The 17763-nt window shown below is 68.4% G+C and carries 18 protein-coding genes and 2 pseudogenes; 7 read left to right on the top strand and 13 right to left on the bottom strand.

All coding sequences use genetic code 11. The features are described from left to right. Window positions 1-14 precede the first annotated feature (14 nt). The 3 genes from A3Q37_RS01040 to A3Q37_RS01030 all read right to left on the bottom strand — a co-directional run bounded on the left by A3Q37_RS01040 (window position 15) and on the right by A3Q37_RS01030 (window position 2228). Window positions 15-701 carry a hypothetical protein gene (locus tag A3Q37_RS01040; RefSeq protein ID WP_065476183.1) on the bottom strand — a complete coding sequence of 229 codons (687 nt, stop codon included), beginning with the start codon at window positions 699-701 and terminating at the stop codon, window positions 15-17. Next, window positions 701-1009, bottom strand: a complete 309-nt coding sequence (locus A3Q37_RS01035; RefSeq protein WP_030578070.1) for a DUF6112 family protein — start codon at window positions 1007-1009, stop codon at window positions 701-703. The genes A3Q37_RS01040 and A3Q37_RS01035 overlap by 1 nt, the downstream gene beginning before the upstream one ends. Window positions 1010-1100: 91 nt before the next feature. Then, on the bottom strand, window positions 1101-2228 hold the full coding sequence (locus tag A3Q37_RS01030) for a C40 family peptidase (protein ID WP_065476180.1): 1128 nt from the start codon (window positions 2226-2228) through the stop codon (window positions 1101-1103). A 578-nt stretch (window positions 2229-2806) separates the two neighbouring features. Between A3Q37_RS01030 and A3Q37_RS01025 the strand changes: the two genes are divergently transcribed. Next, window positions 2807-3553: a DNA methyltransferase gene (locus tag A3Q37_RS01025; protein WP_065476177.1), complete on the top strand. Its 747-nt coding sequence runs from the start codon at window positions 2807-2809 to the stop codon at window positions 3551-3553. A 97-nt stretch (window positions 3554-3650) separates the two neighbouring features. Here A3Q37_RS01025 and A3Q37_RS01020 read toward each other — a convergent pair whose 3' ends face one another. From A3Q37_RS01020 to A3Q37_RS01010, 3 genes are all read right to left on the bottom strand, one after another. Then, on the bottom strand, window positions 3651-4586 hold the full coding sequence (locus tag A3Q37_RS01020; RefSeq protein ID WP_065476173.1) for a DUF5655 domain-containing protein: 936 nt from the start codon (window positions 4584-4586) through the stop codon (window positions 3651-3653). 303 nt (window positions 4587-4889) lie between these two features. Further along, on the bottom strand, window positions 4890-5138 hold the full coding sequence (locus tag A3Q37_RS37545; protein ID WP_065476170.1) for a hypothetical protein: 249 nt from the start codon (window positions 5136-5138) through the stop codon (window positions 4890-4892). Between the two features lie 445 nt (window positions 5139-5583). After that, on the bottom strand, window positions 5584-6090 hold the full coding sequence (locus A3Q37_RS01010; protein ID WP_141693531.1) for a hypothetical protein: 507 nt from the start codon (window positions 6088-6090) through the stop codon (window positions 5584-5586). A 561-nt stretch (window positions 6091-6651) separates the two neighbouring features. On the opposite strand from A3Q37_RS01010, the gene A3Q37_RS37540 reads away from it, so the two are divergent. The 3 genes and pseudogenes from A3Q37_RS37540 to A3Q37_RS35180 all read left to right on the top strand — a co-directional run bounded on the left by A3Q37_RS37540 (window position 6652) and on the right by A3Q37_RS35180 (window position 9173). Beyond that, the gene (locus tag A3Q37_RS37540) at window positions 6652-6954 is read left to right on the top strand and encodes a hypothetical protein (RefSeq protein ID WP_079137592.1); all 303 of its coding nucleotides are present in this window, start codon (window positions 6652-6654) and stop codon (window positions 6952-6954) included. Between the two features lie 62 nt (window positions 6955-7016). Continuing rightward, window positions 7017-7325, top strand: coding sequence for a helix-turn-helix transcriptional regulator (locus tag A3Q37_RS00995; protein ID WP_065476155.1), 309 nt, complete (start codon window positions 7017-7019; stop codon window positions 7323-7325). An 844-nt stretch (window positions 7326-8169) separates the two neighbouring features. Then, window positions 8170-9173 (top strand): annotated as a pseudogene (locus tag A3Q37_RS35180) (IS5 family transposase). A gap of 58 nt (window positions 9174-9231) precedes the next feature. Here A3Q37_RS35180 and A3Q37_RS00980 read toward each other — a convergent pair. Then, window positions 9232-9660, bottom strand: coding sequence for a hypothetical protein (locus tag A3Q37_RS00980; RefSeq protein WP_065476147.1), 429 nt, complete (start codon window positions 9658-9660; stop codon window positions 9232-9234). Window positions 9661-10051: 391 nt separating this feature from the next. Between A3Q37_RS00980 and A3Q37_RS35175 the strand changes: the two genes are divergently transcribed. Continuing rightward, window positions 10052-10714 (top strand): restriction endonuclease, encoded by a 663-nt coding sequence (locus tag A3Q37_RS35175; RefSeq protein WP_079137591.1) that lies wholly within the window; start codon window positions 10052-10054, stop codon window positions 10712-10714. Between the two features lie 194 nt (window positions 10715-10908). On the opposite strand, the pseudogene A3Q37_RS37535 reads toward A3Q37_RS35175, so the two are convergent. Further along, window positions 10909-11065 (bottom strand): annotated as a pseudogene (locus A3Q37_RS37535) (IS701 family transposase); the annotation flags it as partial. A 345-nt stretch (window positions 11066-11410) separates the two neighbouring features. After that, on the bottom strand, window positions 11411-11668 hold the full coding sequence (locus A3Q37_RS35170; RefSeq protein WP_079137590.1) for a helix-turn-helix domain-containing protein: 258 nt from the start codon (window positions 11666-11668) through the stop codon (window positions 11411-11413). Window positions 11669-12152: 484 nt separating this feature from the next. On the opposite strand from A3Q37_RS35170, the gene panD reads away from it, so the two are divergent. Then, a complete protein-coding gene (gene panD / locus A3Q37_RS00975; RefSeq protein ID WP_065476142.1) occupies window positions 12153-12581 on the top strand; it encodes an aspartate 1-decarboxylase in 429 nt (142 codons plus the stop codon). 58 nt (window positions 12582-12639) lie between these two features. Further along, window positions 12640-12993: a GNAT family N-acetyltransferase gene (locus A3Q37_RS00970; protein WP_065476138.1), complete on the top strand. Its 354-nt coding sequence runs from the start codon at window positions 12640-12642 to the stop codon at window positions 12991-12993. Between the two features lie 112 nt (window positions 12994-13105). On the opposite strand, the gene A3Q37_RS00965 is transcribed toward A3Q37_RS00970, so the two are convergent. From A3Q37_RS00965 to A3Q37_RS00950, 4 genes are all read right to left on the bottom strand, one after another. Further along, window positions 13106-13876, bottom strand: a complete 771-nt coding sequence (locus A3Q37_RS00965) for a PIG-L family deacetylase (protein WP_065476134.1) — start codon at window positions 13874-13876, stop codon at window positions 13106-13108. Window positions 13877-14409: 533 nt separating this feature from the next. Next, window positions 14410-15780, bottom strand: a complete 1371-nt coding sequence (locus tag A3Q37_RS00960) for a diaminopimelate decarboxylase (RefSeq protein WP_065476131.1) — start codon at window positions 15778-15780, stop codon at window positions 14410-14412. Window positions 15781-15838: 58 nt separating this feature from the next. After that, the gene (locus A3Q37_RS00955; protein ID WP_065476128.1) at window positions 15839-16636 is read right to left on the bottom strand and encodes a family 1 encapsulin nanocompartment shell protein; all 798 of its coding nucleotides are present in this window, start codon (window positions 16634-16636) and stop codon (window positions 15839-15841) included. Then, on the bottom strand, window positions 16636-17736 hold the full coding sequence (locus A3Q37_RS00950; RefSeq protein ID WP_065476125.1) for a Dyp-type peroxidase: 1101 nt from the start codon (window positions 17734-17736) through the stop codon (window positions 16636-16638). Before A3Q37_RS00950 ends, A3Q37_RS00955 begins: the two co-directional genes overlap by 1 nt. Window positions 17737-17763 lie beyond the last annotated feature (27 nt).

The raw sequence follows: 17763 nt of genomic DNA, 5'->3' as shown, positions 1-17763 counted from the left end.
TTCTGAGGGTGGGGTCAGGGCGCGACGGCCGGCAGAACACCGGCCAGCGTGCAGGGAGAGGAGGGGCGGCACTGGACCGCGAGGGTGGTGACGCGGCTCTCCGCGCCTCCGGCCGGGGAGCCCTTCCACGCGATCGACTGCTTGCCGGAGACCGTCACGGCGTACAGGTAGGTCTGCGTGATCGCTCCGGGATCGTCCTGGAGAGCCCGGGTGAACGAGTCGGGGAAGTGCCCCTCGTTCACGACCCCCTTGGCGCGCTGACCGTTGTCCGCCATCTGCTTCCAGAGCACGGGCGACGGGACGAGCTTGGCGACCGAGGCGGTGTCGACGTACTTCTTCTCTCCGGTCATCCACTTGCGCAGCCCGGACAGCAGTGCCTGCTGGGAGTAGGCCCGGGTGTCGTACGACCACAGCGCCGCTGCCGCCGCCTTTCCGTAGACGATCGGGTCGTGCGTCTTCGGCGGTCGAGGCAGAGCCCGGTGATTCGCGTGCGGAGGCGGCGATGCCGACGGCGCCGCGCTGGAAGGAGGCGGTGTCGCCGAACTGCTGTGTGGTGTGGGCGTGGAGGGGGCCCTGGCGTCGCGCGTGAGGAAGGCGAGTAGGCCGGCGAGGGCGACGAGCACCACCAGGACGGCGGTGCCGAGCAGCGCCCGGCGGCGCACGCGAGATGCGCCGCCGGGGTTGGAGGAGTGGGCAGGCATCAGCGGACCTGCGTTCCCAGCGTGCTGAAGAAGGCAACGATCCCATTCGCTGCCCCGAGCAGGAGGGCAGCTCCAGAGCTGACCAGCACGCCCTTCTTGCCGTTCGCCTCCGCCTGGTGCCCACCACTGTGATGGCCCCAGGCCCAGACGCCCGCGCTGACGGCGAGCGCGCCGACGATGGCGACGAGGCCGAAGAGGTTGATGGAGCCCATCACCTGCTTGAGGACGGAAAGGCCGGGGAGCCCGCCCTCGTTCGGCTTGATGCCGGGGTCGTAGGCGAGCTGGATGACCTTGTCGGCCAGATACATAGCGAACTCCAGTTCGATTTAGTGCACGCCGAAGCCCGAGAGGTGGAGCGGCGACGCGAGAAGAGAGGAGGAGGGGAGGGGAGAGGCCGGGTCAGACGACGCGGCGGGCCGCGAGGATCTGCGGCTTCCAGGAGGCGAAGGTCGTGATGCGCACGACGTCACCGGTCTTCGGCGCGTGCACGATCAGCCCGTGGCCAATCGCCATGCCGACGTGCTCCGGCGTGGCGGCGGACCCCTCGGTGAACAGGAGGTCCCCCGCCCGTACGGAGCCGACCGCTACCGGCTTGCCTTCCTTGACCTGCGTGTAGGTCGTCCGCGTGAGGGAGACCCCGGCGGCCTTGTAGGCGCCCTGCATCAGGGACGAGCAGTCGCACCGGCCCATCGGGTCCTTGCCGTGCGAGTCGGCGCAGCTCCCGCCCCACTGGTACGGGGTGTCGAGCTGGCCCAGAGCCCAGCGGATCGCCGTCTGGACTTTGGCCGGAGCGTCCGCCGGGATCTGGTACTCGTCGGGTACCGATCCGGGCGGGATGGTGCCGAAGTCGGTCCCGTCCGAACCGGTCGTACAGCCCCCTGCAGCGGCCGGAACTCCTCCGGGGCCGGAGGGAGCGGCCGACGCGTCGTCGCCTTTCGTGAGCAGCGGCTCGATCGCGCGCTGCAGGGCGGTCGCCAGCGGCTCCCACTTCGCGTACGCCTCGGGGTAACCGCTCAGCTGCACTGCCTGGGCGGCCTGAGTTACGGACAGGGATTCCCAGCCCGAGACCTTCTTGAGCCCCTCGTAGAACTTGGTGCTCGCGTGGACCGGGTCGAGAACCTCGGTCGCCGAGCCCCAGCCCTGGGACGGGCGCTGCTGGAAAAGCCCCAACGAGTCACGGTCGCCGTAGTTCAAGTTCCGCAGACCGCTCTCCTGCAGAGCGGTGGCCAGGGCAACGACCTGCCCCCGGGGAGGGACGTTCATCGCGACGCCGGTGGCCTGGATGGTCTTGGCGTGCGGGATCTGCTCGGCGGGCGCGTCCAGACCCGGCACGGACACTGAGTCCTTTTCGCCCCCGTCCAGAATCGCCTTCACCTGCTTGGCGACGGCCGCACTGTCCACCGACTGCTCACCGCCGACGGGGCAGGTGGCCGCCGAGGCGTTGCTGGCGGCGTAGCCGAGAAGCGGCAGGGCCAGCAGGGATCCGGTGGCACAGAGACCGGCGACGGCTCCCAGGGCCTTCTTCATCGCGACCGCCGGTCAACAGCGGGGCGGGGTACGCCGAGAGACGTGGGCGTGGAGGGGTGCGGGCGTATCAGGGCATGCTGCATCGCAGCGGCTCCTCGTGTTCGTAGGAGGCGCGGTGCCGACCTCTCGTGCAAAGCCGTCGGCACCGCGCCGATGTGCGTCCGCCTCTCAGGGCGGGCCCGGGTCAAGGGAGTTGGTAGCTCCCGGACACCGGTCTCCGGTCAAGCGCGGCAGCGAGCCGCGCTCGTAATCTCAGGCGGTACACCTTGCCTCCTGACGGCGCGTGGAACGAGGGAAAAGCGTGCCGCCCCGGGCTGCTCGATAGGACAAGACAGCACGGATAAGCACAGCTCAGCAGGGGTGAAGCGAGGCTTCGTCCCGGTGACACGGCGAGACAGTAGACCGGGAATCCGGCCGCACCAAACGACTCCCGGACCCGGGGCCGCAGCACGGCACACCTCGTTAGGCCCGGCCGGAGATCACGGCTAATCTCCGGCACAACCCCGCCCGAGATGAGTGCCGTTGAGCATGGTCCGGAGCGGGAACAGCCCCGTCATGCCCTGAAAGAGGCCCTCCACATGAGCTACACGCTGCACCGAGGCGACGCCCTCACCGTGATGAAGACCCTTCCGGATGAGAGCGTCGACGCGTTCATCACCGACCCCCCGTACAACAGCGGTGGCCGAACCAGCTCCGAGCGCACCGGTCGAACGGCGCGAGCGAAGTACGTCACCAGCAACTCGGCGCACGACCTCGCCACCTTCCCCGGCGAGAACCGTGACCAGCGCTCGTACCGCTCCTGGCTGACCGAGCTGCTGACCGAGGCATACCGGGCATCGACCGAGCACGCGGTCGCCGTCGTCTTCTCGGACTGGCGCCAGGAGCCCACCACGTCCGACGCCCTCCAGATGGCGGGGTGGACCTGGAGCGGAACGATCCCGTGGATCAAGCCCGCCAGCCGGCCTCGCAAGGGCGGGTTCAAGCAGTCCGCCGAATTCATCACCTGGGGAGTCAAGGGCAGCCTGGCCAAGGGCCGGGACCTCTACCTGCCCGGACACTTCATCGCGTCCCAGCCCCGTAAGGGCAGGGTGCACATCACCCAGAAGCCGGTCGAGGTCATGCAGCAGCTCGTACAGATCTGCCGCGAAGGCGGAACGGTGCTCGACCCGTTCACCGGCAGCGGCTCCACGGGCGTCGCGGCCCTGCGCGAAGGCCGCCGCTTCGTGGGCGTCGAACTGTCCTCGCACTACGCCGACGTGGCCGAGCAGCGGCTCCGCGCGGAGCTGACGCAGGACGACGTCGCCCTGGCCGGACCGGAGGCATGATCATGAGAGCGAAGAGAGCCCGGGGCCAACGGGCCGCAGACGCCGAAGGGCGGCTGGAGCATCGAGAATCGATGCTCCAGCCGCCCTTCTCGTTACGTCAGGCCGCCTCGAACGCCTTCCGGATCAACGGCGTTGCCCTCTCCAGGTCGTCCGCCGACGCGAGGCGCACCTCCACGTCCCCGGTGCCCAGGTGCCCGATGCCGCGCATGTCCCGGGAGAAGCCCTCCTCCAGCACGACCGAGCCCGGGTCGAGTCTGAGGTAGACCAGGATCGCCTCGTGCCTCGGACGGAACAGCACCGATGCCACGTTCACCAGCCGCCGGTAGGCGATGTAATGCCGAAGCGCTGCCACCTCGACCTCGCCCCACGCCGTCAGGGCGTCGTCCAGTTCCGCGTACAGGTCCCGCAGGCACTCCGGGACGAGGCCGGCACTTCCCGCCGCTGGACCGGCCGGCACCGTCGGCGCGCTGACGGCTGCGGCGTCCCGCTCCCGGTGCCGCCGGGACGCAGCCGGGTTCGGGGAGCCTGGTGAGGAGTCGACGAGCAGCAGGCTCAGCAGGCCGCCGTCGAAGACGCGGTAGCGCACCAGGTCGATCCGCTCGGGCAGCCGCTGCACGGCAATGCGATCGTGGTGGGAGAAGCCGGCCGCGATGCAGACCATCCGCGGTCGACGCCAGTCGATCGACTCGACGGCCTCCGCGCCCAGCATCCTCCGGACAAGCGCCTCGAACTCGTGGTGCGCCGAGTCCAGCCAGGACAGGTAGGAGACGGCCTGCGACAGCACCCCGCTGTCGGAGCCCTTCTTGAACTCGATCACCACCGGGGCACCGTTCTCGTCCAGCCCAAGGGTGTCGATCCGCCCTCGATGCCACGGACCGGTCGGGTACTCCGACGCCAGGAACCGGATGCCGAGCATCTGCTCCAGACTGGCCTCGACCCGCCGCTGCAGCTCCACCTCCAGCGCCACCGTCGAACCCCGCAGCTCGACGTCCTGCCCGTCCGCGTCTCGCCGGAACAGCATCAGCTCGCCCACCAGGGCCCCCTCCTGAGATAACTACTAAGGGGAATCGAAATCGCCAGAGGGATATTCCGGAACCGAGCCCCCCGTTGACGCTGCTAGCGTCCCTAGTCGAGGTACTCCTCGGGGCCCTCGCGCGAGGAGCGAGACCGGCGGCCCGGTCGGACTGTGGAGGACTGCAACTGGCTTCGCGCACACCGCCGACGTCGGTGAAGTTCTGGACGATCCGTATTCCCCGCTTCGGCACCAGCAGCCGGCCCGTCTTGATGGCGGACGCTTCCGCCTACCGGATGCCGTTGTACCCCAACGTGAAGATCATCAGCTGGTACTCGCCCGCTGCGGGAGCCAGGTGCTCCGGCTGGCTGTAGTGAGGTAGACGTGCTGATCCTCATCGTCCGATCGCGGGAGTTCGTGGTCGTGACACGGGCTCGTGCTGATGCGCTTCGAGAACACGGCGTGCTTCATCACCATCGACAGCACCCGGTAAGCCTTGATGATCCGCGCGGACCCGAGGAGCTTCCCTGACTTGCCGGGCTTGGTCTCGAGCTTGGTCAGCCAGGCGGGCACGTCCTCCCCTGATCGCCGAGACCTGCCAGTCACGCCACTTCGGGATGACGTAGTTGTCGAAGAGATCCCGGTAGTCCCGGCGGGTGGTCGGGCTGATCTTCCGCTTCGAGGTGAACCACTCCTTGGCCGTGATCTTCGCCGCGGCCTTCCCCGACTTCGGCTCCCGGTAGCTACGGCCTGCCGCTGGTCGTTGCCGGGGATGACGAAGGGGAGCGGACGTCCTGTTGGAGGGCCTGGAACGGATGAGTTGGAGGCTGTGCGTCTGGGCCTGGCCAGGATCGTGACGCAGGCGGTTGAGGTGCTGGGCGAGACGGCGGGGGGAAGCGGATCCGAGGGCGGCCATAGTTTGCCTGTTGCAGGCTGAGGCTCTGGGGGCGTCGGCAAGTGAGGATGGCGCGAGCGCCTGATACCGATCGTGGGGGCGGGTGCTTCCTTCCGTGCGCCGTCAGTCCTCCTCGTGGTATGCCTCGCTTAGGTGAGGGGGGAAGCCATCAAGCACCGCGACGTAGCACGCTGCGGCACGGAAGGTGAGGCGGTTGAGCTCTCTGGTCAGGCCGGTGAGGTCTGCCATGTCGAGGGGGACGAAGTCGGGTTCGGGTTTGAGGCGCCTACTACGGGAGGTGCCGGGCAGCCCGTCCGGGCCCTGCCAGCTGACTGCGCCGTGAACGTAGCGGTTCCGCCGCTCGAACGCTTTCCCGCAGTCGTCGAGGGTTTCCTTGAACCTGGCGCGCCATTCGTCTGTGGCGTCCTCGCGGGCCAGGATGAGTGCTCTGCACCCTGCTATGACCCGGCTGACGTTCTCTCCGCTGACCAGCAGGGCACCGTAGGGGCTGCCGCTGAGTGCTTTGGCGGTCTGCTCAAGGAAGTATTCGAGCGTTGATGCCTGGCGGACCATCTTCCCGAGGTGGACGTCGAGGGCTTCGTCGGCCCTCATCCATTCGATGGGGTGCATCGTCACAGACTCGGCTGCTGGCAGCTACCTCCGCAACCTGATTCTGGGTACTGGTGGCGCGCGGTGACGTTGAGGGCGAGAGTGCCCGCCCCGGGGCCTTAGGGTGGGCGCTCAGCTGTGTGGGCCGCCTACTCGGGCAGGTACACGCCAGCGGCGCGGGCAATCTGCTGGACGTCTATGAAGGGCTGGAGCGGGGACGGCTTGCGCCCAGAAGCCTCTTGGATGAAGCCGCCCTTGTCGGCCTGTTTAGCGTTTCACCCGCGGTCGAGGACGGGAAGGCGCAGCCAGTTGACGGGCTCGCCGGTCTTCTCGTGGGCGGGGTGGGTGGAGTGGATCAGGAAATCCTCGCCGAGAAGGTAACTCGAGGGCACGGTCTGGTGAGAGGCGTTCTCAAACGCGCCGTCACCAGCGCCGGGCTGGCGGCCGAGCCTCTTGATGTTCGCCTCGCGTGGCGCATCCACCGCACACATGCGAGGGTTGCTATATATTGATGTCGCCATGTGTGTGGCGCAAGGCAGGGTTCCGCCTTGTCCTGCACCGAACGACGAACAGGGAGCAGTAATGACTACAGCCGCTGAGCATCGCACGCACGACAATCACGGCCACGCGCACGGTGAGGGGTGTGGACACGTCGCCGTCCCGCACGGTGACCACACCGACTACGTGCACGACGGCCACCTCCACAAGATTCACGACAGTCACGTCGACGAGTGCGCCACCGCTGGCCACGTCGCCCATGACGGCCACACCCACGCGCATGGTGAGGGGTGCGGTCACGTCGCGGTCCCTCATGGGGATCACACCGACTACGTGCATGATGGCCACCGCCACGCCGCCCATGAGGGTCACTGGGACGACCACTGAGGGGGTAGTCGGGCCCGGCGGCCCAGGGGTCGAAAATGATTGTCACATGCTAATATGCGCATATGGCAACCCTTCCTTCTCCGACGGACGAGCCGATACGAACATTGCAGGCGGCCAGCGAACTCCTCAGGGCGCTGGCCTCACCTGTGCGCCTCGGCATCGTCCGCGAGTTGTCGAAGGGACAGAAGTACGTTCACGAATTGGTTGCCGCACTTGGAGTGAGTCAGCCGCTCGTCTCCCAGCATCTACGGATCCTCCGCAACTCCCGTATCGTGACGACGCGCCGGGAGGCTCGTGAGATCCAGTACGGCCTGACTGACGATCACATCGCCCACATTGTGCTGGACGCGATCAAGCACGCCCAAGAATAGCTGGGTGTACCCGGGGCCGCAGGCACGTTTCACCAGAGGGGCAGCGGGCCGCAGATTTCGCCAAGCCGAAGATGCGTGTGCGTCGAGCCCTTGTTCGTCCAGTCCAGTCACTTCTCTGAAGTGGCACCTCCGCGCATGCGGGAGCTCTCGGCATGCTGGCCGGCAGAGCCCAACGTTGGCCGACGCTACGGTCCTCCCTGCCGAGGGTTCCCTGCTCCTGTGTCTCCTGCCAACAACGAAGCGGTCCTCTACCCGTGCCGTCGACAGATTGGTGCCCGATTGCGGCTGCACTGGGCGTGCGGTACTCGCGGGCTGACGGTGGGTTCCCCGTGAGATGTGCCGGCATCCTGCGCCGGGCCCCGGGGGCAACCGCGATGAAATCCTCACGAGCTTTCCCTGTGGGCTTCTCCGACCGCAGGGTGGTGGGGAGGCGAGAGTCTGTCAGTTCTTCTGAGCCACCAGCGCGCAGCCTTCTTCGACCTCCCGGACACGGGCAGTTGGACGACCCCGCTGCGCGGAGGAAGCGTCAGCTTCGAGACCCAGGCAATGGGGGAGAGTAACGAAGACGCATCGTGACCAGCCGGACCTCGAGGGGGCAGTCAGATGCGTGTGGACAGGCCAGCCATCGGGGAACGGGAAACTTGCCCGCCGCGACGTGTCTGGACACGCATATGCTCCGCCGCCGGTCATGGGCACCTGTCGTACTGAGACTGACCAGACGGATCGTCACGCAAGCCTTCGGGCCAGTCTGTGCCGACGAGGAGTCGCCTAGGGCGCGAATCGAGTCGTGATCAATCTGCGGGATTCGCTCTCGCGGCGGGGCCTCGTCTGGTAGATCGTTTTCATGACGCGGGTGCAACTGACGGACGCAGAGTGGGAGTTCATCGGGCCGTATCTGCTGATCGGTAGGTACGGCCCGTATCGCGAGCGGCTCCGGCAGCAGTTCGAGGGTATGATCTGGCGGTTCGGGACCGGCGGGCAGTGGCGGGAGATGCCGCGGGAGTTCGGCGCCTGGTCGACCGTGCATAACCGCTTCCGGCAGTGGCGTGACGCTGGCGTCTTCGAGGCCCTGCTGGAGGGCCTGATCGCGGGAGCGGCGAAGCGGGGCGAGGTGGGCCTGTCCCTGGTCAGTATCGACTACACCACCGTGCGGGCACACCACGATGCCGCTGGGATGCACCTGAGCGAGGACGCCATCACTGCGTTGGAGAAGGCTGCCGCAGAGGAGGAGAAGGCCAGGTCAAAGGGGGCAGCCTCAAGGAACAAAGCGGGCAGGATCTCACAGCAGATCCCGAGCGGGAGGAGCGACGACGTATCCGGCGCCGGCGGAGAGTCCGTCTGAAGGCCGCTCTCCTCGGACGCTCCAGGGGCGGACAGGCCAGCAAGGTCCATCTGGCCGCCGACCGCAAGTGCCGCCCGCTGGCGTTCGTGCTGACCGCGGGCCAGGCCGCGGACAGTCCGCAGTTCATCCCGGTGCTCAAGAAGTTACGGGTTCGCGGGCCCGTCGGCCGTGCCCACACCCGGCCGGACGCGATGGGCGGAGACAAGGCCTACTCGTCCCGCGGTAACCGGGTCCACCTGCGAAGACGCGGTATCAAGGCAGTGGTCCCGGAGAAGAAGGGCCAGGCCGCCAACCGGAAGAAGAAGGGCTCCGGGGGTGGTCGACCCGTCAGTCACGACGCCGCCTTCTACAACGAGAAGAACACCGTCGAGCGCCTGATCAACAAACTCAAGTCCTGGCGAGGCATCGCGACCCGATACGGCAAGACCCCGGACAGCTATCTCACCGGCCTCCACCTACGAGCCTCGATGATCTGGATCAAAGACCTCGCCCGGACCACACCTTGAATCACCATCCAATATGCAACCGACCGACCTCGTACACGACTTACCGTGCACGGGGTCGTTAGTCCCACACAAGTGACAGGAGATGGTGCCGCTCTGGAACGGCAGGTATCTCTGCGAACCAGTCAGAGGGGTAGACAAGTCCTTCGATGATGCCGCTGCTCTGCAAGAGTTCGGCGTCCAGGCGCCGTTCAATCTCGTCCGCTGCGGCGCTTGTGCAGATGGCGACCGCTTCAGCCGAAATGTCGGGAAAATCGCTGTCGAACATCTCCTCGTGCAACTGGACTCGCATCCAAGCCACATCAGCTGCCTCTTGAAGAACGGACAAGCGCTGATGGATCGTCTGGAGCGGCGGGCGCCCGTACCCCCACTGGTTGGGCGCGACTGATTCCTGCTGCTCGTTGTCGGCGAAGAACTCGTCCAGCGTGAGAAGTGGAAGCGCTCCGTCTCCTGCGGCGGCCCGCTCCAACACCTCAATCCGTGTGATCACCCCACCACCATAGCGACCGGCGCACTCGGGCCACCCATTGATCACAACCCAATACGCGCCCTAGCTGGATCATCCGGGAGCTGGGTGACCGGCATCGTCGCGAGGATGGCAGTGAGCTCGCCGGGCAGGCGACAACGTCCTCAGAATCGGTCGCCCAGCAACAGCCCCTCGTGGCGTCGGCTCCTGGTCGGACTCCGCTGCCAAGGCTGAGTGCCTTGGGCGCGGCGGAGAGGACAGCTGACGCGCTCGGCGGTGTCCTACGCGGCGCGTCATCGCCCCGCCAGTAGCCGTAGGCGCGATCGCCCGTACGCGTGTGGACCGGCAATGACTTGGGACGGCCCGCGATGGTGATCTTCAAATCGGCATACGTGGACGGCGCTAGGATTCCGGAATGACCAATGCTGTGAACGGGCGGATCAAGAAGAGGAAGCCCGCCGACGCTGCCTTCTGGCTGGCGTATGAGAAGCGAGTGGCCGCACTCGTAATGGCGCTGGACGCCAACGCATCGATCACGCACAACGAGATACGAGTCGGTGTGATGAGCGGCGTGCCGCGTCAGCTCGATGCACTGGCCGTGGGCTCTGTCGCAGGGCAGAAGCTGAGTGTTGTCATTGAAGCCAAGTGCTACGGTCGACGTGTCTCGATCGGTACTGTCGATGAGTTCATCGGTAAGTTGCTCGACCTAGGTGCTGCCCGCGGCATCCTCTACGCGGCAGGGGGGTTCACGACAGGAGCCGTCAAACGTGCGGAGCGGGCGTTGAACCCTGGTGTCGCTCTGGAACACCTCGCGAATCTAATCCCGCCCCGGCCCGTGCCCGAACCGAAGCCCCGTCGTGAAGACGGGGATCGCCTCAGTCGATTTCCGCCCGCCATTGACTATGTTCTGCCGATCGCTCACAAATACGCACGGATCGAGGCGCGTGGGGATGAACCGCACTACCTGCGAATGCACGAGAGGGAGCTTAAGGTCGAAGAAACTTATTGGCCTTCCGTGCCCACTACCAACAGCTACCGGGCCTTTCTGCTTGGTGAAGCCTTCTTCTACAAGGTCTGAATTGCATTTGGCTCCGATATCGTGCGAGCTGTGGGCCCGGATGAACGGGACCGCAACCGAACGCGCCGAATCCGCACGGTTGGCCGCGGGTCCGTCGTCAGCCGGCTCGCACGCTTTGATCCCCGCTCTACTGAAGGAGTCTGACTCCTCGTGCAGGCAGGGACTGAGCTGAGGCCGCGGGCCGACGGTGGCCCTTTCCGCCAGGCCGCCCGAGGCACCTTTGAGGCCGGGGCATCCGCGCGCACCTTCCCGCACCGGTGGTCGCTTGAGCCGAGCAGGCGATGGCCAGCACGTAGCTGGCCCCGTGTTCCTCCAGCGCGGAGCGCAACCACGGGTGCCGCCGTAGGCTTCGTACCTCGTGATCTAGCCCACGCGGTGCCCCGGCGTACAAGAGACTGAGGCCCCCACGCAGGCGCCCTGATTCACCCAGCCGCTCCGGGTACCCGGAGCGGCTGGGTGAATCAACGGCCAGCTGGAGCGCCTGTCACATCACCGGCAAGATCACGAACTCCGGCTGGAGTATTGGGCGGCAAGGTTAGTATCGCTTGGATCTGGCGGCCCTTCCGGCTGTCCGCTTCCCCTGCGGAGTAAGGCGGAATTTTCATTCGCTTCAGTTGCTCCGATGCGTGCACGTGAAGAATCTCTGGTGTGGAGATGATTAGAGGGCAGTGGGCGGGTCCTGAGTAGAGGGAAGCGCTAATGGATCTTTTGCTGCTCCAGCCATTTGAACACCTCGGCCCTCTTGTACAGCACCTTGGCGTTCCTGCCTCGGCCGAGTTTGTAGCCCTTCAAGCCAAGTTTTGACGCCTCCCTGTAGACCCAGCTCGTCGACATGCTGAGCAGAGTGGCGACTTCGCTGGTGTCTATGAGTACAGGCTCGATAGATTGGGTTTTGGGTGATCGGTCGTTGTTCGTGCGGCTTTCGCCGGGGTACGACTGCGCTTCCGTAGACAAGAAGGCTCCTCTTGAGGCTGGTTTCCAAACCGATCGTTGTGTTGACGTTCGGTTCCAGCCAGATCTCGAAGGGTGATGGGCGCCCGCTTTGTGCTACTCCGAAGGGTTGGTGGCGGGCCGTAGCCATGGTCGTGAGAATTGGCGGCTTTGCTGGCCTGTGGTTGGCTGCTAGATTGCCGCGCCGCGTCGAGCTCCCATGTGCTGGCAAGGCCCTTCCGCGGGCATGGGAGGCAGACGCTCGTCGTCGGCTTGATGTGCGGCGATGATCGCGGATGCTGACGGAGGAGCTGCGGAGTCGTCGCAGTAGGGCTTGGGGGCCTTCCGAGTCCTGCCTGACGGATGGTCAGGAAACTCAGCAAGTGGTCAGCATGAGTCCTGAAAAACCTGGGGAACGCTGCTCGAACACGCGACTCGTTGTAAGGTGAGCGGACAGCCCTTGACCTGCAAAAACGCAGGCAGGGAGCCTATGCGCAGGAGTACCTCAATGATACGTACGATATTCAAGTCCAAGATTCACCGGGCCACCGTCACCCAGGCCGACCTGCACTACGTCGGGTCCGTGACGGTCGACGCCGCTCTGATGGAGGCCGCCGACCTGCTGCCCGGTGAGCTGGTCCATATCGTTGACATCGACAACGGCGCCCGCCTGGAGACGTACGTCATCGAGGGCGAGCGCGGCTCCGGTGTCATCGGGATCAACGGCGCGGCCGCACACCTCGTGCACCCCGGTGACCTGGTCATCCTGATCAGCTACGCGCAGGTCGACGACGCGGAGGCCCGGGCCCTCGTGCCGCGGGTCGTGCACGTGGACGCGGACAACCGGATCGTGGAGCTCGGCACCGACGCGTCGGCGCCGGTCCCCGGAAGCGGTACGGAGCGGAGCCCGCAGGCCGTCGTCGCGGGCGGGCGGTAGCGCCGTCCGCGCCCAGGGACAGGGACAGGGACAAGGGCTGACGAGAGGGCACAGGCCGATGGCGGAGAACGCTGCTGTGGAGATCAGGGACGACCGGGAGCACGGCAACCTCGTGGCGTACGAGGGCGGTGAGTCGGCCGGGACCATCGCGTACTTCGTCATGGACCCGGCTCCCGGTGCGCTCGTGGCCGTCCACACCGTCGTCCGGCCCGAGCACGAGGGCAAGGGCATCGCGGGCGCGCTCGTACGGGAGTTCTACGCGATGGCCGCCCGCGAGGGAGTCCCCGCCGTTCCCCTGTGCCCGTACGCGGCCAAGTGGGCGAAGCGCCACCCCGACGAGGCGCCCGAGGCGTCGGCCGAGCTCGTCCAGGAAGCGGAGCGCCAGCTCAGGAACCACCCCGAGCTGTTCTGACCGGCCCGGCCCGGGGCTCGTGGTGTCGGCCCGGGGCGGAGCCCGTGGTGGCCGCCCGGGGTGGATCCCGTGGCGGCAGCCGGGCGTGGAACCCGTCGCGGGTCGCACCCGGTCACGCGCTCAGTTCCGTGGCCGAATCGCCCCGCCGCCCCAGGTCCTCCCGGATGTACCACTCGGTGCCCAGCACCTCGCGCTGAACGGCCGGCGGCAGCGCGGCGATCCGGCCCGGTGCCGCTCCTCGTTCCACCTCGCTGCGGTGTGCGAGGATCGCGGCCAGCTTCTGCGGAAGCCACGGGCGTACGTCGACGGTCGTGGTGATCCAGGCGTCCTCCGAGCAGTACAGCGCCTCGGCCGGGGTGCCCGACCTGGCAAGCCGTTCGCCCAGCGCGAGGCCCGCCGAGCGGGGGTGCGTGGCCAGGTAGAGGGCGCTCGGCTGCCAGGGGATGCCGGCGCTTGGGCGGAACGCGGGGAGTCCGGCGGCCCGTACCGCCAGTGCGGTGACCCGGTGGGTGTGGACGTGGTCCGGGTGGCCGGTCATGCCCCCGTAGGCGTCCGTCGTGATCACGATCTCCGGGCGTACGTCACGGATGTGGCCCACCAGGGCCGCCACGGCCTCGTCCAGCGGTGCGTCCAGGAGCCGGGGCCTTCCCGGGGCCGACTCCGGTACGCGGGCGTCCGCGTAGCCGAGCAGCCGCGGTGCGCCCGCGCCCAGGGCGTCCAGGGCCCGGGCGAGCTCGCCGACCCGGTGCGTCCCCTCCGCCCAGGTCGCCGTGACCACCGCCGTACGGGCCCCGGCCACTGCGTGCTGGGCCAGGACACCTCCGCAGAACAGGGCCTCGTCGTCCGGATGGGCGTGGACGGCGAGAACACTCGGCAGGGGCATGGGGTCACCTTTCGCAGTGGCGGCGACGGTCCTGGATCCGGGCGGTCCGGGCGTCGTGCCCGGAGTCTGCCCACTCCGCAGCGCCCCGCACCTGTGCCCGTGCGCACCGCGGTCACCGGGCGCATGTGTGGACTCGGCAGGCGCGGGCAGCCGCACCGGGAGACGGTGGAGGAAAGCTCCATCTGTCCTTTTCGTGCCGTTGTGGAGGATCGCGATGACCCACCCGTACCCCGACCCCGTACCGCCCTCGCCGACCCCTCCGCCCGTGCCGGGCCCGCCCACGCCGGTGCCCAGTCCGCCTCCCGTGCCGCCGGGGCCCGGGCCGATGCCGCCCGGTCCCGCACCGGACCCGATCCCGCAGCCGCCGGGTCCCAGCCCGGACCCCGTACCGGATCCGGAGCCTGAGCCGCAGCCGGCCGGGACGTGACCGGAGGGGCCCCGGGCGGCGACGAGCGTCGCTACCCGGGGGCTCCTCGGGCGATGGACGGCGGGCGCGTCGCCCGGGGCGCCTCGGCCCCGTCCGTGCCGCCCGCTCAGTCGTTCCGCTCCATCAGGGCGTCCGCGTGCGCGAGCCCGCTCTCCGCCGCGATCGAGTCCAACGACTGCGGCCCCCGCACCGTCGCGAACGTCACCGCCCCCGCGGGCCCCGCCACCCGGAATCCGTACACCGCCGGGCGGGGCAGGCTGTTGTACGCCCACGGGGTGGAGAAGTAGTACGCCCCCGTGTCGTACAGCACCACCACATCGTCCTCGGCCAGCTCCGGCAGCTCCCTGCCGTACGCCACCACGTCCCCCGCGAAGCAGCAAGGACCCGCGATGTCCTGCGCCAGCAGCGGACCGTCCTTGGGCGTGCCGTCCGGGCCGAACGCGCCGATCCGCAGCGGCCAGGCGTCGGGCATCAGGACGGTACGGGTGGCCGTCTGCGCCCCCGCGTGGGTGAGCGCGATCCGGCGGCCTCCGGCGTCCTTCGTGTACTCCACCCGGGCCCCGATGAACCCGTTCTTCGCCAGCAGCGACCGGCCGAACTCCGTGACCAGCGCATAGCGGCCGGAGAAGAGCCCGGGGGCGGCGGCCGTCAGCGCCGCAACGTAGTCCGCGTAGGTGGGGCGCACGGTCTCGTCCACGAAGTTGACCGGGAGCCCGCCGCCGATGTCCAGGCTCGTGATCTGCCGGACGCCCAGCGCGGCGTTGATCTCCTCGGCCAGCTCGTACGTCCGGGCCACCCCGGCCGCGATCAGCTCCAACGGGCAGCCCTGGGAACCCACATGGGCGTGCAGCCGGGTCAGCCACGGCCGTGCCCGGAAGGCCTCCACGATCGCCTCGCGGGCCCCCGGGTCGCACAGGGCCACCCCGAACTTCGAGGTGTCCGTCGCCGTGCTCATCGGCCCGATCGAGCCACCGCCCACCTGGGGATTGACCCGCAGCCCGAGCACCGAGGAGGTGCTCGGGTTCCGGAGGGCGTCGATGCGGCGCAGTTCAGCGAGGCTGTCGGCGTTGACGGCGACGCCGAGGGCGAGCGCCAGCCGGATCTCCTCGCGGGTCTTGGCGGGGGAGTCCAGGACGATGCGGGACGCGGGGAACCCGGCCTCCAGGGCCAGGCGCAGTTCGCCGGGGCTCGCCACCTCGCACCCCATGCCGCTGTCGGCCAGCAGCCTCAGCACCGGGATGAGGGAGCAGGCCTTGGCCGCGAAGGTGTGCAGCACCCCGGGCGTGGCGGCGAACGCGTCGTGCAGGGCCCCGACGGAGGCGCGTACCCCCTCCGTGTCGATGAATCCGGCGACCGGGTCGCTCTCGCCCAGCAGCCCCTGCCCGACCGCCGCCCGGACGACGGCGTCATAGCGTGCGGGGGCGGCGGGCGCTGCGGCGGTGCCGCCTGCGTGGTGTGCGGAAGTCGTCTGCGTCATACGGCCAGAGTCCCTGATCGCTGCCCCCAGGTCTTCGACTCGGCTCGACCGGAAGCGGTCAGGCGATCAGGCCGACCACGGCCTCCGGCGTCAGCATCCGGAAGGTGAACGCCTGGTGGAAGTAGAGGTGGATGCTGGTGGCGTCGTGGTCCGCGTAGCCGATCGACAGGTCCTGGCCCAGGCAGAGTTCGAAGTCCCCGCCCCGCGTCGACAGCAGCACCCCGCCCTTGACCGCGGGCGCCCACAGGATCTCGTCGTCCACCAGCCGGCTCAGGTGGGTCTTGACCGGATACCCGTGGTCCGAGGTCTCGGCCGCCTCGGTGAACGCGTCCGCGCCGAGCAGCAGCCGGTACGGTCCGTCGACCCCGGCCAGCCGCAGCCGGGTCACGGCCTGGCTGACCGCCACCGGATAGTCCCGCGCGTCGGCGGGCAGCGGCAGCGGTTCGTGCGAGGAGCCGTCCCGCAGCCCGGTGATCCCGGCCGCCCCGTACCCGTCGATGATCGCCATGTCCTCGGCGAACGCACACGTGCGTGCCGCGTCCTTGACCGGCTGCCAGTCGCTGTCGGCGGAGCCGCGCTCCACGTCGTCCACGGCCTGGCGGCTCACCGTGAACGGCACCCGCCACTCGATGACCGGCATCGATGTACGGGACCGTGCCACCACGTCCGGGGTGGGCGGATCGATGTCGCGCAGATGGCCGTCGCCCACGGCGGCCAGCGTCGGACCGTCCGGATCGGACACGTCGACGACCCGGCGGCCGGCCACATGGCGGCGGAAGGTGCGCCGGGCCTCCTCCTCGATCTCGTCCCAGGCGGACGGGGTGACCGGTGCGAGTTCGCGGTGCAGATTGTTCATCACTGGGCACTTTCTTGCAGGCTGCCGATGCGCAGCGAACCGTGGTCGGAACCGGCCGGGACCGGCTCCTGCCGGACGGGGTCGGGCGCCGGCTCCGGCCGGGCCGGTACGGAGACCGGTTCCGGCCGGTCCCCGGAGCGGGTCAGGGAGGGCGGGGGCGGCGGGGAGTCCAGGAAGTCGGCGCGGGGGGCGAAGAAGAGGGAGCCCGTGACCGCGGTGGAGAAGTCGAGGATGCGGTCGTGCGTACCGGGCGGGTCGCCGAGGAACATGTTGCGGAGCATGCGCTCGGTCACGTCGGGATCGGCGGCGTACCCGATGAAGTACGTACCGAACTCGCCCTTCCCGAAGCTCCCGAACGGCATGTTCGCCCGCAGGATGTCGCGCTCGGTGCCGTCCGGGTCGGTGATGGTGTTGAGCTTGATGTGGGAGTCGGCGGGCTTCTCCTCGTCCGGGAACTCCACGTCGTCCAGCTTGGTGCGGCCGATGACACGCTCCTGCTCCTCCACGGAGAGCGCGTTCCAGGACGTCAGGTCGTGCAGGTATTTCTGTACGACGACGTAGCTGCCGCCCTCGAAGTCCGGGTCCTCGTCCGCGCCGACCAGCGCCGCCGCACGGGCGTCGTCGCCGACCGGGTTCTCCGTACCGTCCACGAAGCCGAGCAGGTCCCGGTGGTCGAGGTAGCGGAAGCCGTGCGTCTCGTCCACGATCCGCAGGGCACCGCCGAGCTTGTCGAGCAGCTGGGCCGCCCACGCGTAGCAGACGTCCATCCGCTCGGCCCGGATGTGCAGCAGCACGTCGCCGGGGGTCGCCGGCGCGTGGTGGAGCGGACCCCGCAGCTCCGGGAACGGGTGGAGCTGAGCGGGGCGCGGCCCGGCGAACAGCCGGTCCCAGGCGCTGGAGCCGAACCCCGCCACACAGGCGAGATCGGAGTCAGGGAACCGGAAGCCGAGCGACCGGGCCACGGCCGCGAGATCCGGCAGCACGTCCCGTACCGCGCTCTCGCCGCCCGGCTCGATCGTGCCGACCAGGATCAGCGCCGCGTTGGTCAACGGCGCCACGACGGGCTGTACGGAGACGGGATCGGGGACGGCGTCGGGCATGCGCTCACTCCAGTACGACGGTGAACA

The sequence above is a fragment of the Streptomyces sp. PTY087I2 genome (assembly GCF_001687325.1).
GTDB lineage: Bacteria > Actinomycetota > Actinomycetes > Streptomycetales > Streptomycetaceae > Streptomyces.
Note: the sequence above shows the minus strand (reverse complement) of the source record. Positions and strands in the feature narration are given on the sequence as shown.